The sequence below is a fragment of the Variovorax sp. P2_H12 genome (assembly GCF_056403395.1).
Map to the genome: position 1 here is coordinate 16,552 of NZ_JBFUFO010000008.1, position 13,034 is coordinate 29,585.

General features: G+C 70.1%; 9 protein-coding genes. 2 read left to right on the forward strand and 7 right to left on the reverse strand.

Annotated features, from left to right (window positions below):
- Positions 1-4: 4 nt before the first annotated feature.
- The 5 genes from cobA to nirB are packed head-to-tail and all read right to left on the reverse strand — an operon-like array spanning position 5 to position 7,438.
- Positions 5-793, reverse strand: coding sequence for a uroporphyrinogen-III C-methyltransferase (gene cobA / locus AC1DYK_RS06950; RefSeq protein ID WP_478165588.1), 789 nt, complete (start codon positions 791-793; stop codon positions 5-7).
- Complete coding sequence (ybiB, locus tag AC1DYK_RS06955) at positions 790-1,722, reverse strand: DNA-binding protein YbiB (protein ID WP_478165589.1); 933 nt, start codon at positions 1,720-1,722, stop codon at positions 790-792. The genes cobA and ybiB overlap by 4 nt, the downstream gene beginning before the upstream one ends.
- A gap of 25 nt (positions 1,723-1,747) precedes the next feature.
- Positions 1,748-4,567 (reverse strand): nitrate reductase, encoded by a 2,820-nt coding sequence (locus tag AC1DYK_RS06960; RefSeq protein ID WP_478165590.1) that lies wholly within the window; start codon positions 4,565-4,567, stop codon positions 1,748-1,750.
- 13 nt (positions 4,568-4,580) lie between these two features.
- A complete protein-coding gene (gene nirD / locus AC1DYK_RS06965) occupies positions 4,581-4,961 on the reverse strand; it encodes a nitrite reductase small subunit NirD (protein WP_478087950.1) in 381 nt (126 codons plus the stop codon).
- Between the two features lie 20 nt (positions 4,962-4,981).
- Positions 4,982-7,438 (reverse strand): nitrite reductase large subunit NirB, encoded by a 2,457-nt coding sequence (nirB, locus tag AC1DYK_RS06970; protein ID WP_478165591.1) that lies wholly within the window; start codon positions 7,436-7,438, stop codon positions 4,982-4,984.
- 64 nt (positions 7,439-7,502) lie between these two features.
- Between nirB and AC1DYK_RS06975 the strand changes: the two genes are divergently transcribed.
- The gene (locus tag AC1DYK_RS06975) at positions 7,503-9,212 is read left to right on the forward strand and encodes a bifunctional protein-serine/threonine kinase/phosphatase (protein ID WP_478165592.1); all 1,710 of its coding nucleotides are present in this window, start codon (positions 7,503-7,505) and stop codon (positions 9,210-9,212) included.
- Positions 9,213-9,331: 119 nt separating this feature from the next.
- Here the strand turns inward: AC1DYK_RS06975 and AC1DYK_RS06980 are convergent, their stop codons facing one another.
- On the reverse strand, positions 9,332-10,597 hold the full coding sequence (locus tag AC1DYK_RS06980) for an MFS transporter (protein WP_478165593.1): 1,266 nt from the start codon (positions 10,595-10,597) through the stop codon (positions 9,332-9,334).
- Positions 10,598-10,851: 254 nt separating this feature from the next.
- Here AC1DYK_RS06980 and AC1DYK_RS06985 point away from each other — a divergent pair, with 254 nt between their 5' ends.
- Positions 10,852-12,135 carry an ANTAR domain-containing protein gene (locus AC1DYK_RS06985; RefSeq protein ID WP_478165594.1) on the forward strand — a complete coding sequence of 428 codons (1,284 nt, stop codon included), beginning with the start codon at positions 10,852-10,854 and terminating at the stop codon, positions 12,133-12,135.
- 46 nt (positions 12,136-12,181) lie between these two features.
- Here AC1DYK_RS06985 and AC1DYK_RS06990 read toward each other — a convergent pair whose 3' ends face one another.
- Complete coding sequence (locus AC1DYK_RS06990) at positions 12,182-12,991, reverse strand: ABC transporter ATP-binding protein (protein ID WP_478165595.1); 810 nt, start codon at positions 12,989-12,991, stop codon at positions 12,182-12,184.
- Positions 12,992-13,034 lie beyond the last annotated feature (43 nt).

Here is a 13,034-nt window from a genome sequence, read left to right on the forward strand (position 1 = left end):
GTGCTCAGGTGCCGAAGCGCGTCGACGGCACGCCAGCCGCGGTCAATCCGCGCAACACGTCGCCGACCACGATCACCGAAGGGCTCGCCATTTCCGCATTCGCGAGGTCCGCGCGCAGTTCGGCGAGGGTGGTCACGATGTGGCGCTGCTGAGGCAGGCTGGCGTGCTGGATCACGGCCACCGGCGTCGGGCCCGGCAGCCCGTGCAGCAATTCGTCCTGGATGTGGGCCACGCCCGAGACGCCCATGTAGATCACCAGCGTGAGGCGGGCGTCGCGCGCGGTGGCGGCCAGTTGCCGCCAGTCGGTCGGATGATCGCCGGCCGCATGCCCGGTCTTCGCATGGCCGGTGACGAACACCACGCCCTGCGCATGGTCGCGGTGCGTGAGCGGCACGCCGAGTGCCGTGACCGCAGCCAGCCCGGCCGTGATGCCGTTGACCACCCGCACCTCGATGCCGGCGTCGCGCAGGTGCTCGACCTCCTCGCCGCCGCGGCCGAAGATGAAGGGGTCGCCGCCCTTCAAACGCACCACGGTCTCGCCCTCCTGGACCGCGGTGATCATGAGTCGCTCGATGAAGGCCTGCGGCGTGCTGCGGCAGCCGCCGCGCTTGCCGACGTGGACGATGCGCGCGCCCGGCCGGGCATAGGCCAGGATCTCGTCGTTGACCAGGTCGTCGACCAGCAGCACGGTGGCGGCCTGGATCGCCTTGACCGCCTTGAGGGTCAGCAGTTCGGGGTCGCCGGGGCCGGCGCCGACCAGCGTGCAACTGCCCTGGAATGAAAGAGGGATCATGGGGTCTCCGCGGTTTCGGTTTCTTGCGCCAGCTGCGCCAGTTGAAGGATCTGCGCGACCTGCTGCGCGATGGCCTGAGGCAGCGGCAGCTCGCCGGCCAGCACGCGCCGCGTGTAGCCGGCGGTGGTCTCGATGTCGATCTCCCTGGGCAGGCCGGGCACCTCGGCCTGGGTGCCGGGCTGCTGCGCCTGCAGCGCGATGCGTTGCCCGCGCACGAAGCCGTCGACCTGCGCGGTGCGGCGCGGGTCGGCCACGCTCTCGCCCTCGAGGCCGCGCGAGAGCAGGGCGGTCATGCCGGTCAGCTCGAAGGTGGCGGCCATCGAGCGCGCGTATTCGGGATGGGTGTAGCTGCCGACCACCACGCAGTCGCCGAGGCCGGGTTGCATCAGCTTGACCACGCTGTGGCCGGGGTTGCGCAGGCCGACCACGCGGCGCACGTCGAGCAGTCGCTTGAGGCCGGGGCTCAACAGTTCGGTGGGGGCGAACACCGTCTCGCCGTCGGCGATCGGGCGGATCGCCGCCAGCGCCGGCACGTCGAGCGCGGCGAGCACGTTGGACGCCAGCACCCGGGTCGATTCGGTGGCCGCGCCATGCACCAGCACCGGCAGCCCTTCACGCGCCAGCAGCAGCGCCAGCAGCGGCGTCAGCACCGGCAGCCGGCGGGCGCCGTTGTAGCTCGGCAGCACCACCAGCGGCCGCCCGGTGGCGGGAAAGCGCGCCAGCCGGGCATGGGTGGCGTCGAGGAAGCCGGCCATCTCCTCGGGCGTCTCGCCCTTGATGCGCATCGCCAGGCAGAAGGCGCCCATCTCCAGGTCGGTGATGCTGCCGTCCAGCACCTGGCCGAACAGGTCCGTGGCCTGCGCGCGGTCGAGCGACTTGGCGCCGCGCGCGCCGCGACCGATTTCCTTGATGTAGTGGCTGATTCCCATGGGTGCCCGGATTGTCCCGCATGCCTTATGCCGGTTGGGCAGTGGGCTTATGCCTCGCGGCGGAAGTGGCGCGCACCATGCGCTTGAGCTCGGGCAGGCAGGAGCCGCAGTTGGTGCCGCATTTCAAGGCCCCTTGCAGCCCCGCCAGCCGCTCATCGTCGGTCCCGGACCCGGCGGCCAGCTGCGCCTCGATCGCGGTCTGCGAGACGCCGAAGCAACTGCAGATGACCTTGCCGCGCGCCGCCACGCCGGCCGGTGCCGCCGCCCCGGGGCGCAGCAGCTGGCGGCCGTAGGCCTGGGCCGGCAGGCGGTCCTGCAGCAGCGCCTTGATCCAGGCTTCGGCGCGGGTGTCGCCGCCGAGCAGGAATCCCTCGAGACGGGCGTCGTCGCCGTCGCGCACGAGGCGCACCGCGCGCCGTTGACCGCGTTTGGCATCGGCGTAGCGCAGGGTGTCGCTGCCACCCAGTGCCAGCAGGCCTTCGATCTGCGCCAGGACGGCATCGGGCGGGGCCTCGTAGGCCGCGGCGCGGAACAGGATGCCGGTGCGTTCGGGGGCGCCGCCTTCCAGCGCGCTGCCGGCGCCGAAGGGCACGCAGCTCGCGAACGGAAAGGACTGCATCAGCCCGCGCAGCACGCCGGCGGTGTCCAGCGCCGCATCCTGCGGCAGCCAGGCGGCGGCGAGCAGCGACCAGGGCAGCTCGGCCTTCAGGATCTTGACGGCCGCATGCTTGAGCTCGGGCTGCTTCGAGTCGGGGCAGAAGCTCGGCGTCGTGAGCGCGTTGACGCCCGCCAGCCGCTGGCCCGTGCTCGAGCTGCCGCTCAGGTACTCGCCGCCCCAGTGCATCGCGATGAAGGCCTGGGACAGGCCGACCTCGGCACTGGCGGCGAGGGGCAGCACGATCGATCCGCGGCGCGAGGTCACATGCACCAGGTCGCCCTCCGCCAGCTGGCGGCGCGCCATGTCCTGCGGGTGCATCTGCACGCTCGGCTCGGCGGCGTGGCCGAACAGCCGGCCCAGCGTGCCGGTGCGGCTCATGCCGTGCCATTGGTCGCGCAGCCGGCCGGTGTTGAGCGAGAACGGATAGCGCGCCTCGCGCGCTTCGGCCACCGGCTTGTAGGGCGTGTCGACGAAGCGGGCGCGGCCGTCGGGGGTCGGGAAGACGCCGTCCTCGTAGAGCCGCGCGCGGCCGGTGGCTTCGCCCTCGCGCAGCGGCCATTGCTGGGGCGCGGCTTCGAGCATCGCGTAGCTCATGCCGGTGATGTCGAGGTCGCGGCCACGGGTGGTCTCGCGGTGCTCGTTCCAGACCGATTCGGCGTCGGCGTAGGGGAAGAGGGTGCTGGAGATGTCCGGGCGCGCCAGGCGTGCCTCGAGCTTGCGCGCGAAGTCCACGCCGATCGCCCAGTCGCCGTGCGACTGGCCGGGTGCCGGCACCGCCGGGCGCACGCGCGAGATGCGCCGCTCGCTGTTGGTGACCGTGCCTTCCTTCTCGCCCCAGGTGGTGGCCGGCAGCAGCAGGTCGGCGAAATCGCAGGTCGAGGTGGTGGAGAAGGCCTCTTGCACCACCACGAACTCGCAGCGCTCGAGCGCGCGGCGCACGGTCGCCTGGTCGGGCATCGACTGGGCGGGATTGGTGCAGGCGATCCACAGCGCGCGGATCTCGCCATCGGCTGCGGCCTGGAACATCTCGACCGCGGTCTTGCCGGGTGTGGCGGGAACGGCCGGCACGCCCCACAGGGCGGCGACTTCTTCGCGGTGCTGCGGGTTCGCCAGGTCGCGGTGCGCCGACAGCAGGTTGGCCAGGCCACCCACTTCGCGGCCGCCCATCGCATTGGGCTGCCCGGTCAGCGAGAACGGTCCGGCGCCGGGCTTGCCGATCTGCGCGCTCGCCAGGTGCAGGTTGATCAGCGCGGCGTTCTTCGCCGTGCCCGAGGAGGACTGATTGAGCCCCTGGCAATAGAGGCTCAGTGTCGCCGCCGAGGTGGCGAACAGGCGCGCGGCCTGCAGCAGGTCGTCCTTGTCGATGCCGCAGATCTGCGCCACGCGGTCGGGGGTGCAATCGCGTACGGTGGCCTTGAGAGCGTCGAAGCCGCTGGTGTGCTCGGCGATGTAGCGGGCGTCGGTCCAGCCTTCCCACAGCATCAGGTGCAGCATGCCGTTGAACAGCATCACGTCGGTGCCGGGCTGGATGGGCAGGAACAGGTCGGCGATCTCGACCGTGTCAGTGCGGCGCGGGTCGGCCACGACGATCTTGAGCGCCGGGTTGGCGGCCTTCGCATCCTCGATGCGCCGGAACAGGATCGGGTGTGCCCAGGCCGTGTTGCTGCCGACGATGAACAGGCAGTCGGCGAACTGGAGGTCGTCGTAGCAGGTCGGCGGCGCATCGGCGCCAAGCGTCTTCTTGTAGCCGGCCACCGCGCTGCTCATGCACAGGCGCGAGTTGGTGTCGATGTTGTTGGTGCCGATCAGGCCCTTGGCGAGCTTGTTGAAGACGTAGTAGTCCTCGGTCAGCAACTGGCCGGAAACATAGAAGCCGACCGCGTCCGGGCCGTGGTCGCGAATCACCTGGGCGAACTTGTCGGCGGCCAGGTCGAGCGCCGGTTCCCAGCCGATGGCAACGGGTGCGGCCGTGCGCTCGGCCCGGCGCATCGGCTGCAGCAGCCGCGTCTGCAGCGTGACGGCCGCGCTCGCGGTCAGGTGCAGCGTCGAGCCCTTGGTGCAGAGCCGGCCGAAGTTGGCCGGGTGGTCCGGGTCGCCGCGCACACCGGTGATCTGCGCGCCATCGGATTCGATGATCACGCCGCAGCCCACGCCGCAATAGGGGCAGGTGGAGCGTGTTTGGTTCATGGTGTTCCTGAGGTCAAGCTGCGACGGGTCGTTTCGGGCCGGCGACCGGCCGCTCGAGGTCGGTGGCGTGGCTCGCCAGTTCCTCGCTGTCCAGATGCACCACGCCCTCCGTCACCTTGACCGCGAAGCGCGGCGTGCAGCCCTCGTCGGGCGACTTCGCGCAGCCGTCGTCGAGCCCGATGGCCCAGTTGTGCAGCGGACAGGCCACGCTGGTGCCGAACACGATGCCCTGGCTCAGCGGTCCGCCCTTGTGCGGGCAGCGGTCGAGCAGCGCGAAGACCTGGTTCTCGGCATTGCGGAACACCGCGACGTCGACACCCGCGGGACGGGCCACGCGCCGCGCACCCAGCACGGGGATGTCGTCGACGCGGCAGATGGGTTTCCATTCGTTCATGGTCGTGCTCTCCCTTTTCTTCAAACGGTTTGTGCCAGCTTGTCGACCACCGCCACCGGGGTGAACTGCCGGACGTCGACCGAGGCCTGGCTCGACTCGAACCACGGATCGGGCTCGCCGTCGAGCGCGAACTGCAGCCGCTCCCACAGGGTCTTGCGGCCCTCGGCGTCCTCGAGGATCTTCTTCTTCACGTAGTCGAGCCCGACGCGCCCGATGTAGTGCACCGTGCGCTCCAGGTACCAGCCTTCCTCGCGGTACAGCTGCAGGAAGGCGCCCGCGTACTCCATCACCTCCTCGGAGGTCTTCACCTTGATCAGGAACTGCGCCACCTCGGTCTTGATGCCGCCGTTGCCGCCGACATAGATCTCCCAGCCCGAGTCGACGCCGATCACGCCGACGTCCTTGATGCCCGATTCGGCGCAGTTGCGCGGGCAGCCCGAGACCGCCAGCTTGACCTTGTGCGGCGAGTACATCGCCCACAGCGCGCGTTCCAGGTCCTTGCCCAGCTGGGTCGAATCCTGGGTGCCGAAGCGGCACCACTCGCTGCCGACGCAGGTCTTCACGGTCCGCAGCGACTTGGCATAGGCAAAGCCGGAGGGCATGCCGATGTCCTTCCAGACGTTCTCGAGGTCTTCCTTCTTCACGCCCAAGAGGTCGATGCGCTGGCCGCCCGTGACCTTGACGGTCGGGATCTTGTACTTGTCGGCGGCATCCGCGATGCGGCGCAGCTCGTCGGGGGTGGTGTGGCCGCCCCACATGCGCGGAATCACCGAATAGGTGCCGTCCTTCTGGATGTTGGCGTGGCTGCGCTCGTTGATGAAGCGGCTCTGCGGGTCGTCCTTGGCCTCCTTGGGCCAGGTCGAGATCAGGTAGTAGTTGATCGCCGGCCGGCAGGTGGCGCAGCCGTTGGGCGTGCGCCAGCCGAGATTGCGGTAGACCTCGTCGTGGGTCAGGTAGTGTTCCTTGCGGATCGCCTCGCGCACGTCCTGGTGGCTGACGTCGGTGCAGCCGCAGACCGCCTTCTTCTTCGGCGTCGCCGAGTAGTCGCCGCCGGCCGTGAACATGAGGATCTGCTCGACCAGCCCGGTGCACGAGCCGCAGGAGGCGCTGGCCTTGGTGTGCTTCTTGACCTCCTCGAGCGTGAACAGGCCGCGGTCCTTGATGGCCTTGCAGATGGTGCCCTTGGTGACGCCGTTGCAGCCGCAGACCTCGGCCTCGTCGGGCATCGACGCCGCCTTGCTGTGGCCCTCGTGGCCGGTGTCGCCGATGTTCGATTCGCCGAACATCAGCTTGTCGCGGATGTCGTGCACGCTGCGGCCATCGCGCAGGAGCTTGAAGTACCAGCTGCCGTCGACCGTGTCGCCGTAGAGGCAGGCGCCGACCAGCTTGTCGTCCTTGATCACCAGCTTCTTGTAGACGCCGCCGAAGGGGTCGCTCATCACGATCTCCTCCGTGCCTTCGCCGCCCATGAACTCGCCGGCCGAGAACAGGTCGATGCCCGTGACCTTGAGCTTGGTCGAGGTCAGCGAGCCCAGGTAGCGGCCGATGCCGAACTGCGCCAGGTGGTTGGCCGCCACCTTGGCCTGCTCGAACAGCGGCGCCACCAGGCCATAGGCGATGCCGCGATGCGCTGCGCATTCGCCGACCGAGTAGATCCGGGCGTCGGTCACGGTCTGCATCGTGTCGCTGACCACGATGCCGCGGTTGACGTGCAGCCGGGCGCGCTCGGCCAGTTCGGTGTTGGGCCGGATGCCGACCGCCATCACGACCAGGTCGGCTGCGACCTCGGTGCCGTCCTTGAAGCGGATCGCGGTGACGCGGCCTTCGGGGCCGCCGACCAGCTCCTGCGTCTGCGCGCCCATCAAGAACCTCAGCCCGCGGTCCTCCAGCGACTTCTGCAGCAGCTTGCCCGCGACGTCGTCGAGCTGGCGCTCCATCAGCCAGGGCATCACGTGCACCACGGTCACGGTCATGCCGCGCAGCATCAGGCCGTTGGCCGCTTCCAGCCCCAGCAGCCCGCCTCCGATCACCACCGCGTTCTTGTGCGTGCGCGCGGTCTCGATCATGTAGTCGGTGTCGGCGATGTCGCGGTAGGCGATCACGCCCTTCAGGTCGCGGCCGGCCACCGGCAGCATGAAGGGGTTGGAGCCGGTGCACAGCAGCAGCCGGTCGTACGCGGCTTCGGTGCCGTCCTCGGCGCGCACGATGCGCTTCACGCGGTCGATCTCGACCACCTTCTTGCCGGCGTGCAGCGTGATGTGGTTCTCGGTGTACCACTCCCAGCTGTTGAGCACGATCTCGTCGACCGTCTGTTCGCCGGCCAGCACCGGCGACAGCAGGATGCGGTTGTAGTTGGGGTGCGGCTCGGCGCCGAACACCGTGATGTCGTAGAGATCGGGCTCGATCTTCAGCAGCTCTTCGAGCGTGCGCACGCCGGCCATGCCGTTGCCGACCATCACGAGTTTCATCTTCTTCATGGGGCTGGACCTTTCCTGGATTCAATCAAGCGAGTTGCCCGGGGCGCGCGTGGAGAATCGCGCCATGAGCTTTGAAGTGGACATCGGCTACAGCAGCCAGCGCGGGCCGCGCGAAGTCAACGAGGATTTCGCCGGCACCGTGCATGCGCCGCCCGGCGAGGAGGCGCGCGGGCTGATCGCCGCCATCGCCGACGGCGTGTCCACCGGCGGCCGGGGACTGGAGGCCGCGCAGACCACGGTGATGGGACTGCTGGCCGACTATTTCGCGACGCCCGACACCTGGGAGCCGACGGCCGCGCTGGACCGGCTGATCGGCGCCCAGAACGCCTGGCTGGCCGACCACAACCGGCGCCGGCAGGGCGGCGGCACTGCGCTCACCACGCTCACCGCGCTGGTGCTGCACGGCCAGACCTACACGCTGGCGCATGTCGGCGACACGCGCGCCTGGCGGGTGCGCGAGGGCGGCGAGCCGGCCGTGGCGCTGACTCAGGACCACGCCTTCGAGCACCCGGACCTGCGCAGCCGGCTGACGCGTGCGATCGGCCTGGATGACCAGGTGCGGGTCGACTACGCGCAGGGCGACGTGCGCGTCGGCGATTGCTTCGTGCTGAGTTCCGACGGCGTGCACGGCGTGCTCAAGGCGCAGCAGCTGGCCCGGTTCGCGCTGCAGGGAACGGCACTGGAGGGAAGCGAGGCGCTGGTGCGGGCGGCCCTGGCGGCCGGCACGCGCGACAACGCCACCGCGCTGGTGATCCGCGTCATCGGGCTCGATGCGCGCCAGCTCGACGACGAACTCGGCGATGTCCGCCGCCTGGCGCCGCCGGCTGCATTGAAGGTGGGCGACACGCTCGACGGCTACGTCATCACGGCACGGGTGGCCGACACCGGCGTGCACCTGCTCTACCAGGCGCGCCACCCGGTCACGCGGGAACTGGTCGCCCTCAAGACCTTGCATCCCTCGCGCGCTGGCGACCCGCAGGAGCGCGCCATGCTGGCGCACGAGGCCTGGCTGGGCCTGCGCGTCAGCGCGCGCGCCGACAGCGGCTTCGTGCGCGTGCACGAACGTGCCGAGGATGCGAGCGCGCTCTACATCGTGTTCGACTGGCACGGCGGCCGGACGCTCGAGCAGTTGCAGAAATCCGGCCACCGCAGCAGTGCCGCCGAGGTGGTTGCCGCGGCCATCGCCGTCGCGAAGGCGCTGGGCCGGCTGCACCGCCACGGTGTGGTGCACCGCGACATCAAGCCGGGCAACCTGCACCTGGGCGAGGACGGCCGCTGGCGCATCCTGGACCTGGGCGTGGCGCTGTCCGGCCGCGAGGGTGCCGCGCAGCGCGAACTGCATGCCGGCACGCCGAGCTACATCAACCCGGAGCAGTGGGAGGATGCCGGCGCCGATGCGGGGAGCGACCTTTTTGCGCTCGGCGTCACGCTCTACCAATGGCTCGCGGGACGCCTGCCCTACGGCGAGATCGAGCCCTACCAGCTGGCGCGGTACCGGCGCGACCCGGCCGCGCTCTCGCGCATCCGCCCCGACGTGCCGGTCTGGCTCGACCACCTGGTGTGCAAGGCGGTGGCGCGCGATCCCCGCCAGCGCTTCGAGACTGCCGAGGAACTGCTGCTGGCGCTGGAGCGCGGCGCCTCGCGCCCGATCGGTGCGCCGGGCGCCACGCCCCTGATCCGCCGCGATCCGGCTGCGCTTCTCAAGATCGCGCTGGCCGTGTCGCTGCTGTTCAACGCACTGCTCGTGTTCTGGCTGCTGTTCCTGCCGCACTAGCTTGGAACACCCCCGATGCGCCTGCGGCGCCTCCCCCTCCAGGGGGCGATACCAGCGGCCCGGCAAAGCCGGTTCCGCGGTATCCCTGGCCCTGGGCCGCGCGGGTTCCATGCGTCGCTTCATGGCTGGCGCGCCGTCTTGCGCGGAGCGACGTACGTCGCCTCCGCAGGAGCGTGGACCCGCGCGCGACCGCCTTTTTCGGCCCAGGTGCGGGTCCAGCGGATCTGCATCGCGCGCATCACGCCGAGCATCACCAGCGAGAGCGCAGCGAAGAAGACGAAGCCCCAGGTGTAGCTGCCCAGGTATTGCTTGGACAGGCCCATCGCGTTGGGCACCAGGCCGCCGCCGAGGGCGCCGATCTCGCCGATCATCGAGCCGGCCACCGCGGTGCTGGCCGGCCAGCGCAGCGGCACCAGCTGGAACAGCGCGCCGTTGCCCGCGCCCAGCGCCGCGAAGCAGACGATCAGCAGCAGCGTGGTGAGCACCAGCGATGCCGACGAGAGGCCCACCAGCACGAGGCCGATTGCCACCACCGCCAGCACCAGGGTCAGCGTGTTGACGCCGCCCCAGCGGTCGGAGATCCAGCCGCCGATCACCCGCACCGCGGCGCCCATGAAGGCGGCCAGCATGGTCAGCTGGCCGGCCTGCACCTTGCTCACGCCGAACTGGTCGTAGTAGTAGGAGGGCAGGAAGGTGGTGAGGCCGATGAAGCCGCCGAAGGTGACGCCGTAGATCAGGCTGAACACCCAGCCGTCCTTCTCGAACAGGCAGGCGATGTGCTCGCGGAAGCTGGCGTGGCTGTCGATGTCCGGCGGCTCCTTGGCGAACACGATCATCACGATCATCGGCAGCAGGATCGCGCCGGCCGCGACGCCGTAGACGCTCTGCCAGCCCAGCCACTGCGCCAGCGGCGGCGCCACCAGCACCGACACCGCGGTGCCGACGTTGCCGGCACCCACCAGGCCCATCGCGAGGCCCTTGTGCTGCGGCGGGAACCAGCCCGAACCCAGCGACAGCGCGACACCGAAGCTGGCGCCCGCGATGCCCAGCAGCACGCCCATGGCGAGCAGGTCGTTGAAGCTCTTCACCATGAAGAAGCCGAACAGCATCGCCACCGCGATCAGTCCCATCTCGACCAGGGTCGCGTTCTTGCGGCCGATGTACTGCGACAGGATGCCGAGCGGAAAGCGCATCAGCGCGCCCGCGATGATCGGCACCGACAGCATCAGCCCCTTCTGCGCCGGCGAGAGGTCGAAGGTCTCGCCGATGAAGGGCGCCATGGCGCCGTTGAGCACCCAGATGCAGCACGAGAACGAGAAGTACAGGAAGGCCGCGAACAGCGTCGGGCCGTGGCCTGAATGCAGAAAGGTCTTGAAGCTGGACATCGTGTTCAGTGCGAAATGCCGCGGCCCGGCCGTGCGAGGGCCGTGTCGTCGGACAGGGTTGGGGAGATGTGGCCGCGGCGACAGCCGGTGGCCTGACGGGTGTGCCCGGCTTTGGCGTTGCCGGACTGCGGGCAGGAACCTGCCGCTTCACCAAGGCGGTGCTTCGTTACACCGCGCCTTGAATCAAGCAAGGGGCGTGCCAGCAATCGCCTGCTGGCCTGGCCTATGCTTTGCATCGCTTTCCCTGCCCCACCGTGAACCCACTTCTTGTTGTCCTGCCCCCCGAAACCATCGATGGCGCGCTGCCCGCGGCGCTCGCACAGGCGCTGGCCGGGTGCGGCATCGCGCCCGTCGCCTGCGTCGCTTGCGGCGACTTGGTGCGCCAGGCCGAGGCATCGGCACCGCGACAGATCCTGATCTGGCTGCCCGCATCCGTGCCCGAAGCGCTGCTTGGGGCGCTGCGTGCCTGGTCGGGCGGGCCGCCTTGCGCCCTGAGCCTGGTCAGCGCGCCCTTGGACGCCGGCGTGCACGAGCAACTGGTGGCGCTCGGCGTGCACGCCTGGGCGCCGGTCGAGCGGCTCGATGCGCCAACGCTGGCTGCGTTGCTGGTTCGTGCCCGGGCCCGCTGGCAGCGCGAGGCCGCGCTGCGCACCGAGATGGATGCTTTTCGCACCCGCCTGGACGAGCGCAAGTGGATCGACCGCGCCAAGGGCCTGCTGATGTCGGCGCGCGGCATCGGCGAGGACGAGGCCTTCGGCCTGCTGCGCGGCGCCGCGATGCATGCCAACCTGCGGCTCGGCGAGGTCTCGCGCTCGGTGCTCGAGGCCGCGCAGTGGGCCGATGCGATCAACCGCGCCGGCCAGCTGCGCATGCTGTCGCAGCGGCTGGTGCGCGTGGCGGCGCAGGCACTGGCCGGCATCGAGGCGCGGCGCGCCCGGGTGCTGCGCACGCAATCCGTCGAGCGGGTGCAGCACAACCTGGATCATCTCGCCACCCTGGCGCTGGGCGAGGCCGGCACCGCGGCGCTGGCTCGGGTGCGCAGCGCCTGGCAAGACCTGGAAACGGCGCTGTCGGCGCGGCTGGCGGCGCCCGCGCTGCTCGGGATCGATGCGCGGGCCGAGGGCCTGCTCCTGGCCGCCGAAGCACTGACCGACGCGCTCGAAGCCTCCGGCGCGCGCCGGGGGCTGCGCATCGTCAACCTCTGCGGCCGCCAGCGCATGCGTGCGCAGCGGCTGGCAAAGGACGCGCTGCTGGCGTCGATGCTGCCCGCGGCGCGATCGCAGGAGCGGCTGGCGCCGACCATGGACGAATTCGAAGCCGCGCTGCGGGAGCTCGAACAGGCGCCGCTGAGCTCGCCCGAGATTCGGGCCGCGTTGGCGATCGCGCGCGACGAATGGCTCCACCTCATGCGCGGTGTGCGCGGCCTCGACAGCGCCGAGGGGCGCGCGTCGCTGGTGCGCTCCAGCGATGCGCTGGTCGACACCTTCGAGCAGCTCACGGCCTCGTACGAGCACAGTCTGCAGGTCATCATGTCGTGACTCCCGGTGCGCGAGAGGCCGTGCGAGGGGCCGTGAGAGGGCCCGTTCAGGCCGCGACCTTCTCCACATGCGCCTGGCGCGTGTAGAGAAAGTCGATCACCGCCTTGCGCGCGTGCACGTACACCGGGTCCTCGGCCAGTTCCACGCGGTTGCGCGGCCGCGCGATGTCGACTGCCAGCACCTCGCCGATGGTGGCGGCCGGGCCGTTGGTCAGCATCACGATGCGGTCCGACAACAGCACGGCCTCATCGACGTCGTGCGTCACCATCACCACCGTGCTGCGGGTCTTCTGCACGATGGCCAGCAGTTCGTCCTGCAGCTTGGCGCGCGTGAGCGCATCGAGGGCGCCGAAGGGCTCGTCCATCAGCAGCACCTTGGGTTCCATCGACAGCGCGCGGGCGATGCCGACGCGCTGCTTCATGCCGCCCGAGATCTCGCCAGGCCGCTTCTGTGCTGCCGGCGTCAGGCCGACCAGTGCCAGCGCCGCTTCGGTGCGGGCCTTGAGCTGCGCCCTGTTCTCGGTCGCCGCGAACACGCGCTCGACCGCGAGGTAGACGTTCTCGTAGCAGGTCAGCCAGGGCAGCAGCGAGTGGTTCTGGAACACCACCGCGCGTTCGGGCCCCGGGCCCTTGATCTCGCGGTTGGCGCACAGCAGCACGCCCTGGGTCGGCGTCGTCAGGCCGGCGATCAGGTTCAGCAGCGTGGACTTGCCGCAGCCCGAGTGGCCGATCAGCGTGATGAACTCGCCCTTGGCGACGTTCAGGTTGACGTCGCGCAGTGCCAGGAAGCTGCCCTTGGCGGTCCTGAAGCGCTGCTCGACGCCCTGGATGGCGATGTACTTGTTGTCGTCATTCATTGGAAACCTCCGCGCAGCAGCGCTGCGGTATTCGTCTTCGGAA

What these genes read in the sequence shown, in the direction of transcription:
- cobA (WP_478165588.1), bottom strand. Translation starts at nt 793, where the DNA reads ATGATCCCTCTTTCATTCCAGGGCAGTTGCACGCTGGTCGGCGCCGGC.
- ybiB (WP_478165589.1), bottom strand. Translation starts at nt 1,722, where the DNA reads ATGGGAATCAGCCACTACATCAAGGAAATCGGTCGCGGCGCGCGCGGC.
- AC1DYK_RS06960 (WP_478165590.1), bottom strand. Translation starts at nt 4,567, where the DNA reads ATGAACCAAACACGCTCCACCTGCCCCTATTGCGGCGTGGGCTGCGGC.
- nirD (WP_478087950.1), bottom strand. Translation starts at nt 4,961, where the DNA reads ATGAACGAATGGAAACCCATCTGCCGCGTCGACGACATCCCCGTGCTG.
- nirB (WP_478165591.1), bottom strand. Translation starts at nt 7,438, where the DNA reads ATGAAGAAGATGAAACTCGTGATGGTCGGCAACGGCATGGCCGGCGTG.
- AC1DYK_RS06975 (WP_478165592.1), top strand. Translation starts at nt 7,503, where the DNA reads ATGAGCTTTGAAGTGGACATCGGCTACAGCAGCCAGCGCGGGCCGCGC.
- AC1DYK_RS06980 (WP_478165593.1), bottom strand. Translation starts at nt 10,597, where the DNA reads ATGTCCAGCTTCAAGACCTTTCTGCATTCAGGCCACGGCCCGACGCTG.
- AC1DYK_RS06990 (WP_478165595.1), bottom strand. Translation starts at nt 12,991, where the DNA reads ATGAATGACGACAACAAGTACATCGCCATCCAGGGCGTCGAGCAGCGC.